Consider the following 17,817-nt stretch of genomic DNA (forward strand, 5'->3'; position numbering starts at 1 on the left):
CCGCAATACCGAGCGTAGTCTCAGTAGACGGGACTACCGCGCTTCCGCTCAGAACACGGCGGTGCGCTTGGGGAAGTAGCAGGCCGCCTGGTGGTCCTCGCCCTGGCTGCTGAATCCTGGCATCTCCCCCAGGCACCGGGCCCGCTGCTGGTCGTCCAGGTCGTTCTTGAACACCGGGCAGCGGGTACGGAAGCGGCAGCCGGAGGGCGGGTTGGCCGGTGAGGGCAGGTCCCCTTCCAGCAGGATGCGGGAGCGGGTGCGCTCCTTGGCCGGGTCCGGGATCGGGATGGCTGACAGCAGCGCCTGGGTGTAGGGGTGGGCCGGGGCCTCGAAGACGGCGTCCACGTCCCCGATCTCCACGATCTTGCCCAGGTACATGACCGCCACCCGGTCAGCGATGTGCCGCACGACGGACAGGTCGTGGGCCACGAACAGGTAGCTCAGGCCCAGGGTGGCCCGCAGCTCGTCCAGCAGGTTGATGACCCCTGCCTGGATCGACACGTCCAGGGCGGAGACAGGCTCATCGAGCACCAGCAGTCGCGGCTCCAGGGCCAGGGCCCGGGCGATGCCGATGCGCTGGCGCTGCCCGCCGGAGAAGTTGCGCGGGTAGCGGTTGGCGTGACTGGGCTCCAGCCCGACCAGCCTCATCAGCTCCTCCACCCGTGGAGCGATCTTGTGCTTTTCCCAGCCGTTGGCCCGCAGCGGCTCCGCCACGATGTCGAACACCGGCAGGCGGGGGTCCAGGGAGGCCATCGGGTCCTGGAAGACGATCTGCAGGTCCCGGCGCACCTGACGGCGCTCACTGCGCCCCAGGGTGGCGGTGTCCTTGCCCAGCACCACGATCTTGCCGTCCTGGGGGGCCTTGAGGCCGAGCACCTCCATGAGGGTGGTGGTCTTGCCGCAGCCGGACTCCCCCACGATGGCCAGGGTCTCGCCCTCCCGCAGGTCGAAGGAGACGCCGTCCACCGCGTGCACGGTTCCCACGCGCCGCTTGAACACCGCGCCCTTCATCAGGGGGAACTGCTTGACCATGTCGGTGACCCGCAGCACCTCGGTGCGCTCGGAGCGCTCCAGGGCCATGGCGTCCGCGGTCTTGAGCTCCGGCACCGGGTAGATGTCCTGGTAGCCCAGGTTACGGGCCTCGATCTCCTGCATGCGCCGGCAGGCGGAGCGCTGCACCCCGGCGGCGGGCAGTCCGGAGGCGTCCGGCGCGCCTGCCTGGCGCACCTGCTCCAGGGTGGGCTCCGCCTCCAGGCAGGCGTCCTCGGCCAGCGGGCAGCGGGGAGCAAAGGGGCAGCCTGGGGGCAGGGCCAGCAGGGAGGGCGGGTTGCCCTCCAGGGTGGCCAGGGCAGACTCCTTCCTGGCGTCCAGGCGGGGCAGCGCCCCCAGCAGGCCGATGGTGTAGGGCATGCGGGAGCGGTAGAAGACGTCGTCGACGTCGCCGGTCTCCACGATCCGGCCCGCGTACATGACGGCGACCCGGTCGGCCATGCCAGCCACCACCCCCAGGTCGTGGGTGATCATGATGACGCCCGCGCCGGTCTCCTTCTGGGCGGTGCGCAGCACGTCCAGGATCTGGGCCTGGATGGTGACGTCCAGGGCGGTGGTGGGCTCGTCGGCGATGATGAGGTCAGGGTCGTTGGCGATGGCGATGGCGATCACCACACGCTGGCGCATACCGCCGGAGAACTCGTGGGGGTAGGCCTTGTAGCGCACCTCCGGGTTGGGGATACCCACCAGGCGCAGCAGCTCGACAGCCCGCTTGGTGGCGTCCTCGTCACTGATATCGGGCTGGTGGACGCGCAGCGCCTCAATGATCTGGTCCCCCACGGTGTAGACGGGGGTCAGGGCGGACAGCGGGTCCTGGAAGACCATGGAGACCCGCACCCCGCGGATGCGGGACATGTACTCGTCGTCACGGCCCAGCAGCTCGGTGCCGTAGAGGCGCACGGAGCCGGTGACCTGGGCGGACTCGTCCAGCAGCCCCATGACGGCGGTGGAGGTCACGGACTTGCCGGAGCCGGACTCTCCCACCAGGGCAAGCACCTCCCCCCGGGCCAGGGACAGGTTCACGCCGCGCACGGCGTTGACCTCTCCGTCCTCGGAGGGGAAGGACACCCGCAGGTCCTCGACCTCCAGCAGGGGGGCGTTGGCCTGGGGGTCGGGCAGGTCACCAGCCTCGCCCTGGCCCTTGCGCCGGGCCGGTCCAGGCTTGGTGCCCTGCTTGTCCACGTTGCTGTTGCTGGCCTTGGTGGCACTCTTCAGGTTCACGCCTTGCCTCCGGACTTGGAAGAGGGGTCGATGGCGTCACGCAGGCCGTCGCCCATGAAGTTCACGCACACCAGCATCAGCACCAGCACGGAGGCCGGGGCCAGGAAGATCCACGGCGAGGTGGTGGCCGAGCGCTGTCCCTCGGCGATGAGCGTCCCCAGCGAGGTGTTGGGGGCCTGTACCCCGAAGCCGAAGTAGGACAGCGTCGTCTCGCTGAGCACGGCGTAGGCCACGTTGACGGTGGCGTCGACGATCAGCAGCGAGGCGATGTTGGGGATGATGTGCCGCGCGATGATCTTGGGGCTGGACACGTTCATGAAGCGGGCCGCGTTGACGTAGTCCAGGTTCTTCACGCTCAGGGTCAGGGAGCGCACCACGCGGGCGGTGAGCATCCAGCCGAAGCCTGCCAGCAGCAGGATGAACATGAACACCGAGCCCTTCGCGGCCCCGGCCCGCTGGGAGAGGATCGCGATGATCAGGAAGGAGGGCACCACCAGCAGCAGGTCGGTGAACCACAGGGAGACCCGCTCCCACCAACCGCCGAAGTAGGCCGCAGAGGAGCCGATCACCGCGGCGATACCGGTCTGCAGCAAGGCCACGCAGACCCCGATCAGCATGGACTTACGGGTGCCCTCGATAACCATCGCCAGTACGTCGCGCCCGCCCTGGGTGGTGCCCAGCCAGTGCCTGGAGGAGGGCGCCTGGAGGAAGGCCGTCTTGTCCACGTCGGTGTAGGCCCAGGGGCTCACCAGGGTACCCAGGGACGCGAAGAGGATCAGCAGGAGGAAGCCGACTGCCCCCACCACCGCCGTGCGGTTGCGCAGGAAGCGGCGGGCGATGATCCGCCCCCGGCTCAGACGCTTGGACTCACCAGGCTCCACCTTGGTCAGCTCACCGGCGTCCGCCTCAGTGATCGGCACCTCAGCAGGCTGCTCGACGGTGGACTGTCCGCTCAAGGAGGCGGTCTTGCCTATGGAGTCCATGCCGTTGGGGTTGATGTTCCTGGACATGCTCAGCTCACCCTAACCCGGGGGTCTACAACCGCCACGAACACGTCGGACAGCAGCGCCCCCGTCAGCGTGCACAGTCCGGAGAAGGCGACCACGGCGGTGACCCCGTTGATGTCGTACTGGGCGATGGAGTTCACCGAGTACTCGCCCATTCCGTGCCAGCCGTAGACGCGCTCGGTGATGGCCGCGCCGGTGAACAGTCCCGCCAGGGCGAAGGCGAAGTAGGTGGCCATCGGGATCAGGGCGGTACGCAGGGCGTGCCTGACCACCGCCTTGCGCTTTACCAGGCCCTTAGCCCGGGCGGTACGCACGTAGTCGGCGCCCAGGGTGTCCAGCATCAGGTTGCGCTGGTAGCGCGAGTAGGAGGCTATGCCGCCCAGTGACATGGACAAGGTAGGCAGGATCAGGTGCTGGAGGCGCCCGGCCAGCCCCTCCCCCTCCCCGGTGAACTCGAAGATCTGGTAGCCGGTGGAGCGGTTGACCTGGACCGCCAGGACCTGCAGGAGGATCGCCATGACCATGGCCGGGGTGGAGATCACCAGCATGGCCAGGAAGGAGGTCACCCGGTCAGAGAGCCGGTACTGGCGGGTGGCGGTCCACGCCCCCAGGGCGACGCCCCCGGTCATACCGATAAACGCCCCCAGGAACACCAGGCGCAGCGAGACACCAATCTTGGTGCTGATCAGGCCGTTGACGCTCTCACCCTTGGGAGTCACCCCCCAGTCCCAGCCGGTCAGCACCGAGTGCAGCCAGGTCGTGTAGCGGCTCCACACCGGCAGGTCGGCACTGATGTTGTAGGCCACGAGGTTGGCGTTGATGGCGGCCCAGTTGAGCGTAGGGTCCTCACGGTTCCAGTTGTTGGCCGGGTCCAGGGCGAAGGACGCGAGCATATAGGCCAGGGAGGTGGCTATGAACAGCAGGAGCGCGTAATTGAAAATCCTTCTGGCCAGGTAAAAGATCATGTCCTTCTCCTACTGGACGCTAGTACCGGGACGTGCGTCCGCCAGGTCTGGGTCACGGTGTGCCACCGCGGACCAGCCACCGGTCAGGAGCGGCGGGGCCGTCAGTAGTTGCGGGCCAGGATACCCGTTCTGGGAACTGACGCTGGCCCGCTTCTCAGCCCAGGGGGCGTACCTGGCTCAGAACCGGGCCCCGGCTCGGGCGCTGGCCGCCCACCGCACAAGGGTTTACCACCCCCGACAGCGGTGCTCGTCACAGTCTTGGCAACTCACCCTTGCCAGGCCGGGTAAAAGTCACCACTGCTCGGCCAGGAGCCGGTAGGACTCCTGCCGGGCGCGAGCGTCGTAGACGTTGGTGAGCAGCACCAGCTCGTCCAGGTCCCAGGACCCTGCCAGGGCCAGCAGGCCGTCAGCGACCTCGGCGGGCTCACCCACGAGCGCACCCGCCAGGCTCGCCTCCACCAGGGCCTCCTTGCCCAGGGCCAGTGCCCGCCACGCCTCCAGGTCGGCGGTGGGCGGGTCCAGCGGCGCCGGGCAGCCGGAGACCAGACGGGCCGAGGCGGCCTGCGTCGTCGTGAACAGCCGGCGGGCCTCCTGGCGAGTGGGGGCGACCACCACCTGCACGGCGGCCCCGACCTGCGGCCGGGAGCAGCACGCGGACGGGGCCTGCGGGTTGAACACGGAGCGATAGGCCATGACGGCGGCCTCCGCCTGGTGCGGTGCGAAGTGGGCGGCGGAGACGAAGGGCAGGCCGAGCCCGCCAGCCACCCGGGCACCGTTGACGGAGGATCCCAGCAGCCACACCGGTGGCTTGGTCCCCTGCCCGGGCAGTGCCCGCACCACCGGGGGCGCGGAGGCGGGCGACGGGGCCGACGGCGCCCCCGGGGCGGTGCCTGGCTGAGGCTCGTGCTGGGAGGCCAGGGACCCGGGCACGTGCGCCCCGGCGACCGCGTCCACCACCCCGCCGCGGTCCTCGTCCGTCAGGTAGCCCAGGGTCTCCAGGACCTCTTCCCTGAAGCTGCTCGGGTCAGCGGCGCCCCGGCGCAGGGCCAGGGCGGTCAACGGGTCGGTGCCAGGGGCGCGCCCCAGGCCCAGGCCCACGCGCCCCGGGTAGAGCGTGGCCAGGGTGCCGATCTGCTCGGCCACCACCAGGGGCGAGTGGTTGGGCAGCATGATGCCGCCGGATACCACCTGTATCCGGCTGGTGGCGGCCAGCACCTGCCCCATGAGCACGGTGGTGGCCGCCGCCATGAAGGTGGTGGAGCCGTGGTGCTCGGCGATCCAGTAGCGCGTGTAACCAGCCTCCTCGCAGGCGCGGGCCAGGCCGGTCATCTCCGTCAGGGCCTCAGCGCGGCTGCGCCCGGCGCTCACCGGCACCATGTCCAGCACGGACAGCACCGGCTTGGCACGGGCACCAGCAGCGCGCCCGCGGGCGTCTCGCAGCATCTCACGGGCGTCATTGCTCATAGCGGCACCTTATGCGCCCCGGCACCGGTCCTGGCGGGACCACCGGCCTGCCGGGAGCCTCCCGCCCCCGCTAAGGCCCGCCAGCCCGGTGATTACAAACAGGGAAAGTCGCGAAAAGGTCAAGGGTGGGCCGCGGGCCGTCCCGCCCCTGCCCCACTGGCCACCGCGCAGGCCGGTCCGCAGCCCCGGCCCGGACTCAGAGCCGACAGCGTGGCAGCAGCGAGGCCACCAGCGACTTGAACAGGTCCCCCCACAGGAAGGGCAGCACCCCTATAGCCAGCACGGCCCCCAGGGGCTTGCCGGTGGACACGACCAGCCAGGCGACACCGGGCACGTAAACCAGGGCAGAGGCCCCCAGCATCAGGGCCCCGCGCCACCAGGGCGAGTGGTCTCTGTGGGCCTGGCCCGCGACCACGCCCGCCACGCAGTAGCCCAGCACGTAGCCGAAGGTCGCCGTGACGCCCCCCTGCCAGCCCGCCAGGACCGGGACCCCAGACGCCGCCAGCAGCGCGAAGACCACGGTGGAGCCCAGGGCACGGCGGGAGCCGAGCAGGGCCCCGACCCCCAGTACGGCAAAGCTCCCCAGGGTCACGGGCACCGGGCTGAAGGGCAGGGGCAGGCGCAGCTGGCCCACCAGGGCGACGGCGGCGGTGCCAGCCAGGACCAGCGCCACCTCACGCGCCCACCTGGGCGCCTGACTGCGGGTCAGGCTCTGGGCCGCAGTCGGGAGAACTCTCTCAAGGGTTGTGCTCATACGCAGAGACTAAGGCGCGCCACAGCCCCGCGTTGCCAGTTTTTTGAACCGCACACCCAGGCAGACCTTGTATGTTCTCCACAAGGCTGCGAGCCGGGCGGCCCGATCTACCAGTGACAGCGCCCGGCCTCAGGCGGCTGGCTCAGGGGGCAGGCGCTCCTCTATCCAGCGCAGGATGTCCGCCGTCACCTCGTCACGGTTGAGCTCGTTAAGGATCTCGTGCCGGGCCTGTGGGTAGAGGACCGTGGTCAGGTCCTTGATCCCGACCTTGCGGTAGGCCGCGGCCACCTCCCGCACACCGCGCCCCTGCTCCCCTACCGGGTCCATGTCCCCGGAGGCGATCAGCACCGGCAGGTCCACCGGAGTGCACGCCATCAGCCTGGGCGAGGACACCGCCGCCGTCCCCTTGAGGACGTCCTCGTACAGCGCCGCGGTGCACACGAATCCGCACATCGGGTCCATCAGGTAGGCGTCCACCTCGGCCTCGTCACGGCTGAGCCAGTCAAAGCTGGTGCGGGAGGGGGCGAAGTAGGAGTTGTAGCCTCCGAACAAGAGCTGGTCCAAGGTGGCCGACAGGTGCCTGGGGCCCTTAAAGAAGGCCCGTCCCCGCATAAAGGCCCGGGCAGCCAGGCCCGTGATCCCTGGTCCCATGCCCGCCCCGGTCAGGATCATGCCGGCGAGCTCGTCACCGTGCTGCGCGGCCAGGTCCCGCACCATGAAGGAACCTAGGGAGTGCCCCAGGAGGAACACCGGGACGCCCGGGTAGGCGGCCCGCTCGAGGCGCAGCACGGCGTCCAGGTCCCCGACCACCGCCTGCCAGCCGTTGGTGTCCGCGAAGAAGCCCTTGTCCTCCGGCCGCAGCACCGACTTGCCGTGCCCCCGGTGGTCATTGGCGTGCACCGCGAAACCGGCTGCCACAGCCGCCGCGGCGAAACGCTCGTACCTGCCGCCGTGCTCGGCCAGGCCGTGGGCGATCTGCAGCACCGCCCGCGGGCTGCGGTCCGTGTCGCGCACGGGCGCACCCAGGACCCGCACCCCTTCAGGCAGCCAGGAGCGCAGGTGGATGCAGACGCCGTCGTCAGCAGCCATGGAGGCGTGAACAACCTTCATGTCCTCCCCTTTCCGCCTCATCCTGAGCACACGGACCGCCTCAGCATAGACAAAGCCTGCACGGATTTAATCTGTATGCTGGGGAAAAGTAATCTGATATTCAACTGTTAGGCGAACCTACCCCGTTGTTACCGGAATCGGCTTATGAAAAGCCGGGGAATACTACTGGTCGAACCGGCCTAGGTCACAGCCCCCACAGGCACCGGTGTGCTGAGTGCCATAACGTTCACCCATGACCCAACTACGCTTCAGCCTGGTGCCCGCCGCCTACCTGCTGCTCACCCGCGCGCGGGGGCCGCAGCTGGAGGTCCTGCTGCAGCTGCGCCGCGACACCGGATACATGGACGGCTACTGGGCCTGCGGAGTAGCAGGCCACGTGGAGAGCGGCGAGTCGGTGCTGGCCGCGGCGGCCCGCGAGGCCTGGGAGGAGGCCGCCGTGGTGGTACGCCCCGAGGACATGCAGCCCCTGACCGCCATGCACCGCTCCGGCGACGTCGGCGGCGCCGCCCGGGAGCAGCGGGTGGACTTCTTCCTGACCACCTGCCGCTGGGAGGGCGAGCCCCGGGTACAGGAGCCCCGTAAGAACGCGGGCCTGCGCTGGTTCGCCCTGGACGCGCTGCCCCAGCCGGTACCACCGCACGAGCTGGCGGTGCTGGAGCTGCTGCGCAGACGCCAGGAGACTGGGACGGCGGTACCGGCCATCATGACCTTCGGCTTCCCTGCCGAGCAGGCCGACCCCAACCCGGAAGCGGCTTGGCACTGACGCCCCCGCAGGCGGCACCGTCCACGACCGGAAGCCCGCAACCTGCCCTCCTAGCCGGTCAGTGCCCCAGGAACTCCAGGATCCGCGGCAGCTCGCGGCGGGCCTGGGCCAGGCCCATCTCGTAGGCGGTCACGACCCGGTCATAGCGCAGCTCCCCGTTGGTGACGGGCATCCGCTCAGGCCGGTACAGGTAGACGCTGCCCGCCCGCTGGGCGGCCTCCAGCTGCTCCAGGGTGCGGTTGTAACGGCCAGGACGCGCCAGGATGCCCTCTGCCACCGCGGGGTAGCGGCGGAAGAGCGCCCGGTAGGCAGCGGGCAGGCGGGCCGGGGGCTTGCGGTAACCGGGCTCACGGGTAAGCACCACCACCATCCGCTGGTAGCCGTCAGCCGCCGCAGCGTCAGTGGCGAGCCCGCCGGTGGGACCCAGGGCACCGTCCAGGTAGGGCAGGCCGTCCACCTCCACCAGGGGCATCAGGCCGGGCATGGAGGAGGACGCCTGGCACAGCGGCAGCAGGTCCTCCATCTGCGTCAGGTGCTCCTTGCCCCAGTAGACCTGCTCGCCAGTGTCGCAGCGGAAGGCCCCCAGCCGTAACGTGGCGGTGGAGGCTGTGAAGCTGGGCCAGTCAAAGGGGAACCTCTCCCCGGGGCGGGAGGTGTGGAGGTAGATGTGCTCGGAGTTGAAGTAGCCCTGACGGCGCAGGAAGCTGCCCCAGCCTCCGGCCTGCGGGTCGGCAGGCAGTCCCACAAAGGTCTCCCGCGCCCGCCAGCGGTCCCGGGAGACCATGTTGACGGCGTTGGTGGTGCCTGCGCTGATGCCCCCGACCCAGGGGAAGAACAGGCCCGCCTCCAGCATCACCTGGACCAGGGCCGCCGTGTAGGTGCCGCGCATGCCCCCGCCCTCAAAGACCAGGGCGGTGCCCGCCACCGGGCGGGTGACGGGCGCGGGGGCGTGCCCCGGCTCCCCGTATGGGACCGGTGCGGGCCAGCCCGGGCTGCTGCTGGCCGGGCTGCTTCCGGCTGGACCTGGCTGCCGGTGGGTACTGCTCATACCTGGGAGGCTACCCGTGCGGGCGCGCCCGGCGGGAGACGTCTGGCAGACGGTTCCACCGGGCTCCCCTGGCCGGTCAGGCTCCCTGCCAGAAGGCGCGCATGGCCTGAGCCATCCAGGGGCCGTCCTGCACGCCGCACATCTCCCGCTGGGAGTGCATGGACAGCAGCGGCTGGCCGACGTCCACCGTGGTGATACCCAGCCTCCCGGCGGTGATAGGGCCGATGGTGCTGCCGCAGGGCACGGCGTTGTGGGAGACGAAGTCCTGGCTGGGCACCCCGGCGGCGGCACAGGCCCGCCTCCACGCCGCGGCCCCGACGGCGTCGGTGGCGTAGCGCTGCTGGGCGTTGATCTTCAGCAGGGGACCACCGTTAAGGCGGGGGCGCACGGCGGGGTCGTGCAGGGCCGGGTAGCCGGGGTGGGCGGCGTGTCCGGCGTCGGCGGACAGGCACACGGAGCGGGCCAGCGCGGCCTCGTAGGCGTCGCCCTCCACCCCCAGCGCACGGGCCAGCCGCCGCAGCACGGTCTCCAGGAGGGGGCCAGCGGCGCCGGAGCGGGTCAGGGAGCCGACCTCCTCATGGTCGTTGGCGATCAGCACCACCGGCCCGGGCACCGCAGCGCCCGCCTCCGCGAGCGCCTCCAGGGCCACCAGGGAGGAGTGCACCGAGCACAGGTTGTCCAGCCGGGAGGAGGCGAAAAGGTCCTGGTCCCGCCCGAAGCGGCTGGGCGGTTCCGTGGGGTAGGTGACGACGTCGTGGAAGGCCAGCTCCTGGGGGTCGATCCCGGCCAGCCGGCACAGGTAGCGCTCAGGGTCGTCAGGGCGCGGCTCCTGGCCCTCAGCCACCAGCGCCCACAGGGGCAGGAGGTTGGCCTGCCTGTCCAGGTGGAGGGACTCGTTCACGGAGCGGTCCAGGTGCGGGGCCACCTGGGCCACCCGGGCCACCGGGCCGGTACGCACCAGGTGGACCTGCCCGTCGCGGGTGACCAGGCGCCCGGCCAGGCCCAGCTCGCGGTCCAGGAAGGAGTTGAGCAGGGGCCCGCCGTAGACCTCCACGTTGAGCAGCTGGACCCCGTCACGTACCAGGGCGGCGGCGGGCTTGAGCTTGAGCGCCGGGGAGTCGGTGTGGCTGCCGACCACCCGGAAGCCCGCCTGCGGCCCCAGGCTCCCGGCTGCTGCCGGCCCACCGGGCTGGCCGGCGGCGGCTGGGGGCAGGAGCCAGGCCAGCAGGGCGCCGTCGCGCAGCACGTAGCCGCGTGCGGGCAGGTCCTTGCCCCAGGGCTGGCGCTCATCGACCTGCTGGAAGCCCTGGCGCCCCAGACGGCGGGCGATCTCGGCGGCGGCGTGGTAGCTGGAGGGGCTGGCGGTCACGAACTCGGTCAGTGACTCGCAGTAGCGGTCCACGTCGGTGAGCGTGTGGGGGCTGTGGCTCGGCTCAGGATTCATGGGCACAGTCTGGCACCTTGACCACCTCTGCCTGGGAGGATGTGCCCGTGAGCAGCCCAACCCCTCCGGCCCCCACCAGCACCAGCCTGGGTGGCATCGGCCCCGCCGTCGTCCCCCTCCCGCCTGCCGCTACCTCGCCGGTGCGGGTGGTCCTGCTGGACGCCGACGGCGTGCTCCAGCTCATCGGGACCCCCTGGGAGCAGGCCCTGGAGGAGGGTGGCGGTCCAGGCTTCGCGGCGGCCCTGCTGGCCGGGGAGGAGGACGCCCTCAGCGGCCGGGAGTCTCTCAGCAGCCTGCTGGCCCGGCTGCGTGCGCGGCTGCAGGTGCCGCGCAGCACCACGGAGCTGCTGGACCTGTGGTGGCAGGCTGTGCCGGACCCGGTGGCCTGGGCGGTGGTGCGTGAGCTGCGGGCGGCGGGCTACCTGACTGTCCTGGCCACCAACCAGCAGTGGGAGCGGCGCGCCTGGATGCGTGAGCGCCTGGGTTATGACGGCCTGTGTGACGTGGACGCCTACTCCTGCGAGGTCGGGGTGGCCAAGCCTGCGCCGGAGTACTTCCTGCGGGTGCTGGCCAGGGTCGGGATGTCCCGGCAGGAGGCGTCCCAGGCGCTGTTCGTGGACGACAACGCCCAGAACATCGCGGCGGCCCGCCAGCTGGGGCTGCGCACGCTGCACCACCCGGCAGACGCCGGGGGCGCGGTGCTGCGGGACGGGCTGCGCACCGTCCTGTCTCCGGCCGCGTAGCCTCGCCGCACCGTTGCCGCAGGGGGCGTCGAGTAGGCTCGTTCCGCAGGAGGAGGGTTTGGAGACCTGAATCATCCTGTCAGGTCTAGCCCTTGGCCCCGGCAGCAGGAAGACTCTCCTCACAGGAGGCAAGAGCGCACTCAGCCGAGAAGGGATCCCATGAGCCACCAGGAGCAGACCGCTACGGTATCGCCCGGACAGCTGCAGGCCAGCACCCCGGAGTCCCTACGCACGGCAGCACAGGCCGCCACCTCCGGCGGGCGGCGCGCACCCGAGGTGTTCCTGAGCCTGATAACCGCCATACACCGGCTGCTGCCCGCCCCGTTGCGCCGCCGGGTACCGGTGACCTTTATCGGCTACGCGATCATCAACGGCTCCGGCTTCCTGCTGGACATCTTCTGCCTGTGGATCTTCAACAACCACCTGCACTGGTGGTTCCCGGTGGCCGTGACCGTCGGCTACGCCATCGCGGGCCTGTACTCCCTGGTACTGAACCGGTGGCTGAACTTCCAGTCGCACGACTCCTTTGCCATGCAGGGCAGCCGCTACACCGTGGGCCTGGTCTCCCAGTACGTGATCTTTATCCTGGGCCTGTCCTCCCTGCTGCACTGGCTGGGCATGAACGCCCAGCTGGCACGCTTCATCTCCGCCTGCTGCGAGGGCCTGTACCTCTACGTGCTGATGCGCCTGTGGGTGTTCAGGGGCACCCCCGAACCGGTCAAGCAGGGCTGAACGGCTGCCCGCCAGCCCCCTACCAGTAGGCCCGGGTGGTCTCCGTGGGGCCGCCCAGCTCGGTGAGGCCGGCGTCGGTGATGGACACGGGCCGAGCGCTGCTGGCCCACGACTCCCCGCTGGGGTGGACCACGCGCACACGGTAGCCGTCCCGCGCCCAGGCCGCCCGCAGGCTAGCGGGCATCTGGGGGCTCTCCCAGACCCTTTGGGCGGCGTGGGCGCACTGGGCGGCGAGCTTGCCGCTGCTCATCTGCCTCCAGGGGGTGACCTCGACGGTGACCAGGGCGCCGTCGTTGCTGGAGCCGGAGCCCAGCACCACCTGGCTGCGGGCCTGCGGGTCCTGGGCGACGGCGGCGGTAACTGCTGCTGGCGGTGGGGGCAGCTCGTCACCTAGCGGGAACTGGGTGCCTTCCACCTGGGTCCTGGCCAGGCTGGCGGGCAGCGGGCTTACCGGGGCGGGCACGAAGGCCCGTACCTGGGCGCTGCCCCAGCCCGCAGGTCCGTCCTGGCTGACCGTCACCCCGGCCAGCTCCTGGACCTCCTGCCAGCGCGCGCCCCGGGCGCGGCGCACCAGCTTGCGGATGGCAGTGGCCCGCCAGTGCTCTACCGCCGGGGCCCACGGTCCCCCGGGGGCAGCCTGGGGGGAGGCCAGCAGGGTGACGACGGCGCGGGCGGCGGCCTCAGCGACGTCCACCTGCCGGGGCGGGTGGACCTTGTCATAGCGCACCGCGATCTGCATGCCCCAGGGCGGGTTCTGCTCGTTCACGCTCAGACCCTACCGCGGTGCCGCTCCTCCTCAGGTAGGAGGTGCTGAAGGCCCGTACCCTACTGACAGCGAGTGTCTGTGTCAGTACAGCCAGCTAGGTTTTGCCCTATGAGTTCCGCAAGCTACCCACCGCCGTCCCCCTCCCCCGCCGGGGGCCCAGCAGGACCGGCCCTGGGCTATCCCGCCCAGGCCAGTGCGCCGGTCTCGCCGCAGGCGGCCCTGCCGGGCAGGCCGACCTTGTTCTCCGGCTCAACCGTCCACGGCAGGCGGGGTATCCGTCAGCTGCGCCACCCGGTGGAGATGCCGCTGCTGTGGATCGGCGTGGTGCTGACCGTCCTGGCCTACGTGGCCTGGGTGGCCCTGGTGGCGTGGCTGCTGGTGGACACGGAACCCACCGGCACCGCCAAGGAGGTGCAGGCCCTCTTTGTCGGGGAGCAGGCCAACTCAGAGGCCCAGCTGCTGCTGGCCCTGCCGGGCCTGCCGCTGCTGGTGTGGGTGGCGCGTGCCTTCATGTACGGGCGCCTGCGGGCCACCGGGGTACAGATGAGCCCCACCCAGTTCCCGGAGGGCTACCGGATGGTGGTGGAGGCGGCCGCAGCCTTCGGGATGCGCCGGGTGCCGGACGCCTACGTGGTCCTGGGCAACGGGCAGATCAACGCCTTCGCCTCCGGTCACGGCTTCCGGCGCTTCGTGTGCGTCCACTCGGACCTGTTCGAGGTGGGCGGGTCCGCCCGTGACCCGGAGGCCCTGCGCTTCGTGGTGGCCCACGAGGTGGGGCACCTGGCTGCGGGGCACGTCTCCTTCTGGCGTGTACTGGTCAACCAGGTGGTGGGCTACGTCCCCTTCCTGGGGCTGGCCCTGTCGCGTTCCATGGAGTACACCGCGGACAACCACGGTTACGCGGTCGCTCCGCGCGGTGTCCCCGGGGTGGTGGGCCTGCTGGGGGCAGGCAAGTACCTGGGGGCGCACGTGAACCTGCACGCCACTGCGGACCGCGCCGTGAGGGAGAAGGGCGCCTGGGTGCACCTGGTGAACTGGACCGCCACCCACCCGCCCTTGACCTGGCGGGCCCACGCACTGCGGGACCGTAGCCGTCCGGGGCGGGTCATGATCCGCCCCAAGACGGCCTGGTTCGAGGCTGCCGGGCCCGTGGGCTACAACCGGACGGCAGGCTGGCCCACTCCTGCACAGGTCCTGGAGCACATGGACCGGGTGTCACCCCGGGTGGTGGGAGCTGAGGAGCAGTTCGGCCGCTACCCGGGCCTGGCCTACCCGGTGGCACGTGACGTGGTGCGCCTGGCGGACCCCACCCCGGTCAGTAGACCACCACGGCAGCCGACAGGCAGCGTACCGGCCCCCGAAGCAGGGGAGCCCTTCTGAGCAGAGGCGCCGGAGTCTGCCGTCCAGACCCGTGGCCCAGGTTGGTGCGGCAGCGCCTGTAGCACCTGGCCCCGCCTCCTCAGGTCTGGCCCAGGGCAGCTGTGGCTGCCCTGTGGACCCTGGGGCAGCGCGGCCCCTGGCAGGTGAGGTGCTCAGCCCCGAGACGGGCGCACGAGCATCAGGGCCGTGTCCTGACCAAAGTCCAGCTCGTCAAAAGTGGTGCCGCGGCTCTCCTCAGTAAAGCCAAGACTGCGGTGCAGGGCCACCAGCGCGTGCTCCTCAGCCGGGACGACGGCGTGCAGCCGGGCCTGCGGGTCCAGGGCCTCCACCGCGTCGATCACAGCCCCGAGGAGCTGGCGCCCCACCCCTCCCTGAGGGCAGTCGGGGTCGACGATGGGGCCGGTTACCAGCCACTGCTCACCGTGGTCGGCAGCAGCGGGCAGGATGAAGGCGCCGGCCAGGGCCACTGGCGGAGCCTGAGTGTCCTCCGGCCCCTGCGCGTCCCCAGGCTCCACCAGTCGGGCCAGCAGCAGCACAGGCAGGGAGGCGATCATGTGGGGGGCCTCCGCCAGCGTCTGCTCCAGCTCCCGCCCACGCAGGGACAGCAGCAGAGCCACCCGGTGGACGTCGTCCGGGCGGGCGGCACGGATCAGCAGGCTGGCGCCCGGCCCCTGCGCAGGGCCTGGCTTCGTTACCGACTGCTGTCCCTGGTCCGCCACCGGTTCCGGCAGCGAGCCGGAGCGGGCGTCCAGGTGCGGGGTGGTGGGTGCGGGCTCCTCCGTGCCGGGAGCGACGTCGTCATGCATGTGCCCATCCTGCCGCAGATACCGGGCGGCACGGGAATGCCCTGGCTGAGAGGCAGTCCCCTGTCACAGCCCCACGGGTGGCAACGGCCCCCAGGCCCCTGGCAGCGCCTGCGAAAGGGTGCCCGGTGGTACCGTCCCAGACGCCGGGGCCCGGCAGGACGGTATGCGGGCAGAGACAGGGCATCCGCGGGAGCGCCTTGCGCTCCCGCGGATGCCTAGAAAGGTGTAAGGCCTAGTTCAGGCGCGTCGCCGCGACCGGATCACGAAGACAGCCGTCCCGGCACCAGCCAGCCCCAGGGCACCCAGAGCCGCCAAGGAGGACACGCCTGTGGCAGGCAGCCTGGTGGTTCCGTCAGCGGCCTTGCTCTTCTCCGGGGCGGCCACCACGACCTCCGGCTTGCCGGAGGCGGGTCCGGCAGACTGCTTGCCAGACGGGACCTCAACCACCTTGGAGTCATGCTTCCCGGTGGACTTACCATGCTTGGAAGCGTCCTGGGTGGCGTCATTCTTCTTGGGGGCGTGGCTCTGGGGCTTGCCAGCCGGGTCGCCCGCATCCTCCTTGGGCTTGTCAGCGGCTGGAGGCGCTGGCACCGCGGCCGGGGGGTCCTCCTTCTTCGGCTCGGAGGGCGCCGCCGGGCTCGGAGCGCCAGCCTCTGGCTTCCTCTCCTCCGGCTGGGACACGGAGGGGCCGTCATCTCCCGGAGCCTCCGGGACAGCAGGCGCCGCCCCCGGCTGGGACCCTCCCGGCAGCGGTGTCAGGCCCGCACTGGCCGGGTCCGGGTAGTTGGCGAAGTTCTGCGTGCCGTACCACCGGCCGTTGCTGGGGTTGTAGGACACCCCGATGCCGATCGCGTTGAGGTTAGGGCGCAGCATGTTCTCAAGGTGCCCGGGGGACTTGCGCCACTGCTCAAAGAGCTGCAGGCCGATCTCCGGGCCATGGGCGTCATGGTTGTAGGCGATGTTCTCCGCCGCCATGTCCCAGCCCGCCGGGTAGACACTGAACCCCGGGCGGTGCTCAAAGACACCGGTGCGGGACATCTGCTCGGACCAGTCCTGCGCGACGGCGTCGAGCTCCACGTAACGGGTGAGTGGCGCCAGCCCGTAGGATGCACGCAGCTCGTTCACCTTCACGAGGATCGTGTCAGCGTGACTGCTCTCTAGCGTGTTAGCCGCCGCCGGGCTGACGGCCACCGGGACCTGCGCCGCAGCAGGCGTGCTGAGCACGCCGGGGACGGAGAGCACAAGTGCCACGCCTGCGCCCAGGGAGAGCGGGAGACGGGAGAAGTTCTTCATCAGGAATCCTCTCGGACCGGGTAGTCAGGGATCTATCAGGTCTACGGCCCAGGCAGATGGTAACAGATAGATTAAGATGCCGGTAGATAGATACTGACTATAGGCAGCAGGCCGCCCGCTCCCCCGCAACAGGCAGGTTCACAGGTAGCGGGCGCGCAGCTCCGCGGGGCTGTGGGGGCTGAGCTCGCTGAGCGTCACGTCGAACACGGTTACCGCCCCGGTCTGCCCCTGGGCGGCCTTGCGCGCTACCGCCCGGCCCATAGCGGCGACGACCGAGCCGGTGAACTCCGGGTTGGAGCCCAGGGACAGCTCAAAGCCGATGGTGGCTGCCACCTCCCCGGAGGTCTGGCCGCGCCGGATGACCGTGCCGCCGTGCGGGATACCAGCGTGCCGGTCCGCCAGCTCCTGGGCGCTGACGAAGGTGACGGTGGTGTCGTAGTCGGCGAAGTAGTTGGGCATGGCCTTGATCTCTGCCTCGATGCGGGCCCGGTCGGCCCCCTCGGCGGCCACCACGTAGCAGTCGCGGGTGTGCATGGAGCGGGTGGTCAGCTCGACGTCCTCACCGTTCTTGACGGCGGCCACGGTGGCGGGCACCGGCAGGGTGTACTGCTTGGCGTCCAGCACGCCGTCGATGCGCCGCAGGGCGTCGGAGTGTCCCTGGGAGACGCCCGGCCCCCAGAAGGTGGTGGTCCGTCCCTGCGGCAGGACTGCCTCGCCCAGCACGCGGAGCATGGAGAACAGGCCAGGGTCCCAGCCGGTGGAGACCAGGGCGACGTGACCTGCGGCCCGGGCGGCGGCGTCGACGGCGGCGAAGTAGCCGGGGATCTTGGCGTGGGTGTCAAAGGAGTCCACCGTGTTGAAGTAGGCGACGGCGGCGGGCCCCTGCTCCTCCAGGTCGGTGGCGGAGCCCCCACAGTTCAGGCAGACGTCCACCTTCTCCTGCCAGGCAGCCATCTCGTCCACGTGGACCACGGGCGCACCCTGGGTGGCGACCGTGGCAGGGTCGCGGCGGGTGAAGACGACCACGAGCTCCATGTCCTCGTTCTGGCTGACAGCCTGCTCGGCACCGCGCCCCAGGTTGCCGTAGCCGTTGATAGCGACCCTGATCATGCGTCCTCCTGGACTTGCCTAGTGTGCTTCTACAGCCTCCATCATCGGGCGATACGAGGTTTTGGGGCAGAGCACATCTCAGAGCGTGGACCCTGTGCGGTGCCTGGCTGCAGGAAGCCGCTGGCCCCAGGTCTTCTCACCTGGAGCCAGCGGCCCGGTCC

General features: G+C 70.6%; 16 protein-coding genes. 4 read left to right on the forward strand and 12 right to left on the reverse strand.

The features are described from left to right. Nucleotides 1-48: 48 nt before the first annotated feature. From JG540_RS08530 to JG540_RS08555, 6 genes are all read right to left on the reverse strand, one after another. Nucleotides 49-2,232 carry an ABC transporter ATP-binding protein gene (locus JG540_RS08530; protein WP_200278300.1) on the reverse strand — a complete coding sequence of 728 codons (2,184 nt, stop codon included), beginning with the start codon at nucleotides 2,230-2,232 and terminating at the stop codon, nucleotides 49-51. 35 nt (nucleotides 2,233-2,267) lie between these two features. Beyond that, nucleotides 2,268-3,254, reverse strand: coding sequence for an ABC transporter permease (locus JG540_RS08535; RefSeq protein WP_200278302.1), 987 nt, complete (start codon nucleotides 3,252-3,254; stop codon nucleotides 2,268-2,270). Between the two features lie 29 nt (nucleotides 3,255-3,283). Next, nucleotides 3,284-4,243: an ABC transporter permease gene (locus JG540_RS08540; protein ID WP_200275347.1), complete on the reverse strand. Its 960-nt coding sequence runs from the start codon at nucleotides 4,241-4,243 to the stop codon at nucleotides 3,284-3,286. A 291-nt stretch (nucleotides 4,244-4,534) separates the two neighbouring features. Then, entirely contained in the window at nucleotides 4,535-5,707 is a 1,173-nt protein-coding gene (locus JG540_RS08545; protein WP_234042769.1) for an LLM class flavin-dependent oxidoreductase, read from the reverse strand. 196 nt (nucleotides 5,708-5,903) lie between these two features. Further along, nucleotides 5,904-6,461 carry a biotin transporter BioY gene (locus tag JG540_RS08550; protein ID WP_200275348.1) on the reverse strand — a complete coding sequence of 186 codons (558 nt, stop codon included), beginning with the start codon at nucleotides 6,459-6,461 and terminating at the stop codon, nucleotides 5,904-5,906. A 129-nt stretch (nucleotides 6,462-6,590) separates the two neighbouring features. After that, nucleotides 6,591-7,571 (reverse strand): alpha/beta fold hydrolase, encoded by a 981-nt coding sequence (locus tag JG540_RS08555; protein WP_234042770.1) that lies wholly within the window; start codon nucleotides 7,569-7,571, stop codon nucleotides 6,591-6,593. Between the two features lie 232 nt (nucleotides 7,572-7,803). On the opposite strand from JG540_RS08555, the gene JG540_RS08560 reads away from it, so the two are divergent. Then, complete coding sequence (locus tag JG540_RS08560; protein ID WP_200275350.1) at nucleotides 7,804-8,334, forward strand: NUDIX domain-containing protein; 531 nt, start codon at nucleotides 7,804-7,806, stop codon at nucleotides 8,332-8,334. Between the two features lie 58 nt (nucleotides 8,335-8,392). On the opposite strand, the gene JG540_RS08565 is transcribed toward JG540_RS08560, so the two are convergent. After that, nucleotides 8,393-9,382, reverse strand: coding sequence for a patatin-like phospholipase family protein (locus tag JG540_RS08565; RefSeq protein WP_200275352.1), 990 nt, complete (start codon nucleotides 9,380-9,382; stop codon nucleotides 8,393-8,395). A gap of 76 nt (nucleotides 9,383-9,458) precedes the next feature. Beyond that, nucleotides 9,459-10,826: a M18 family aminopeptidase gene (locus JG540_RS08570; RefSeq protein ID WP_200275354.1), complete on the reverse strand. Its 1,368-nt coding sequence runs from the start codon at nucleotides 10,824-10,826 to the stop codon at nucleotides 9,459-9,461. A gap of 140 nt (nucleotides 10,827-10,966) precedes the next feature. Here JG540_RS08570 and JG540_RS08575 point away from each other — a divergent pair, with 140 nt between their 5' ends. Then, entirely contained in the window at nucleotides 10,967-11,569 is a 603-nt protein-coding gene (locus JG540_RS08575; protein ID WP_234043004.1) for an HAD family hydrolase, read from the forward strand. 159 nt (nucleotides 11,570-11,728) lie between these two features. Then, nucleotides 11,729-12,301 carry a GtrA family protein gene (locus JG540_RS08580; protein WP_200275358.1) on the forward strand — a complete coding sequence of 191 codons (573 nt, stop codon included), beginning with the start codon at nucleotides 11,729-11,731 and terminating at the stop codon, nucleotides 12,299-12,301. Nucleotides 12,302-12,320: 19 nt separating this feature from the next. Here the strand turns inward: JG540_RS08580 and JG540_RS08585 are convergent, their stop codons facing one another. After that, the gene (locus tag JG540_RS08585) at nucleotides 12,321-13,067 is read right to left on the reverse strand and encodes a peptidyl-tRNA hydrolase (RefSeq protein ID WP_325132871.1); all 747 of its coding nucleotides are present in this window, start codon (nucleotides 13,065-13,067) and stop codon (nucleotides 12,321-12,323) included. A gap of 237 nt (nucleotides 13,068-13,304) precedes the next feature. Between JG540_RS08585 and JG540_RS08590 the strand changes: the two genes are divergently transcribed. After that, nucleotides 13,305-14,447, forward strand: a complete 1,143-nt coding sequence (locus JG540_RS08590; protein WP_234043005.1) for a M48 family metallopeptidase — start codon at nucleotides 13,305-13,307, stop codon at nucleotides 14,445-14,447. Nucleotides 14,448-14,599: 152 nt separating this feature from the next. Here the strand turns inward: JG540_RS08590 and JG540_RS08595 are convergent, their stop codons facing one another. From JG540_RS08595 to JG540_RS08605, 3 genes are all read right to left on the reverse strand, one after another. Next, entirely contained in the window at nucleotides 14,600-15,253 is a 654-nt protein-coding gene (locus tag JG540_RS08595) for a GNAT family N-acetyltransferase (RefSeq protein ID WP_200275362.1), read from the reverse strand. Between the two features lie 237 nt (nucleotides 15,254-15,490). Continuing rightward, entirely contained in the window at nucleotides 15,491-16,546 is a 1,056-nt protein-coding gene (locus tag JG540_RS08600; protein WP_200275364.1) for a CAP domain-containing protein, read from the reverse strand. A 138-nt stretch (nucleotides 16,547-16,684) separates the two neighbouring features. After that, a complete protein-coding gene (locus tag JG540_RS08605; RefSeq protein WP_200275366.1) occupies nucleotides 16,685-17,656 on the reverse strand; it encodes a diaminopimelate dehydrogenase in 972 nt (323 codons plus the stop codon). Between the last annotated feature and the right edge of the window lie 161 nt (nucleotides 17,657-17,817).

The sequence above is a fragment of the Actinomyces weissii genome, assembly GCF_016598775.1.
GTDB lineage: Bacteria > Actinomycetota > Actinomycetes > Actinomycetales > Actinomycetaceae > Actinomyces > Actinomyces weissii.

Coding starts and splice junctions, on each gene's coding strand:
- JG540_RS08595 (WP_200275362.1), bottom strand. CDS start 15,253: ATGCATGACGACGTCGCTCCCGGCACGGAGGAGCCCGCACCCACCACC.
- JG540_RS08545 (WP_234042769.1), bottom strand. CDS start 5,707: ATGAGCAATGACGCCCGTGAGATGCTGCGAGACGCCCGCGGGCGCGCT.
- JG540_RS08555 (WP_234042770.1), bottom strand. CDS start 7,571: ATGAAGGTTGTTCACGCCTCCATGGCTGCTGACGACGGCGTCTGCATC.
- JG540_RS08600 (WP_200275364.1), bottom strand. CDS start 16,546: ATGAAGAACTTCTCCCGTCTCCCGCTCTCCCTGGGCGCAGGCGTGGCA.
- JG540_RS08570 (WP_200275354.1), bottom strand. CDS start 10,826: ATGAATCCTGAGCCGAGCCACAGCCCCCACACGCTCACCGACGTGGAC.
- JG540_RS08565 (WP_200275352.1), bottom strand. CDS start 9,382: ATGAGCAGTACCCACCGGCAGCCAGGTCCAGCCGGAAGCAGCCCGGCC.
- JG540_RS08550 (WP_200275348.1), bottom strand. CDS start 6,461: ATGAGCACAACCCTTGAGAGAGTTCTCCCGACTGCGGCCCAGAGCCTG.
- JG540_RS08605 (WP_200275366.1), bottom strand. CDS start 17,656: ATGATCAGGGTCGCTATCAACGGCTACGGCAACCTGGGGCGCGGTGCC.
- JG540_RS08535 (WP_200278302.1), bottom strand. CDS start 3,254: ATGGACTCCATAGGCAAGACCGCCTCCTTGAGCGGACAGTCCACCGTC.
- JG540_RS08560 (WP_200275350.1), top strand. CDS start 7,804: ATGACCCAACTACGCTTCAGCCTGGTGCCCGCCGCCTACCTGCTGCTC.
- JG540_RS08580 (WP_200275358.1), top strand. CDS start 11,729: ATGAGCCACCAGGAGCAGACCGCTACGGTATCGCCCGGACAGCTGCAG.
- JG540_RS08540 (WP_200275347.1), bottom strand. CDS start 4,243: ATGATCTTTTACCTGGCCAGAAGGATTTTCAATTACGCGCTCCTGCTG.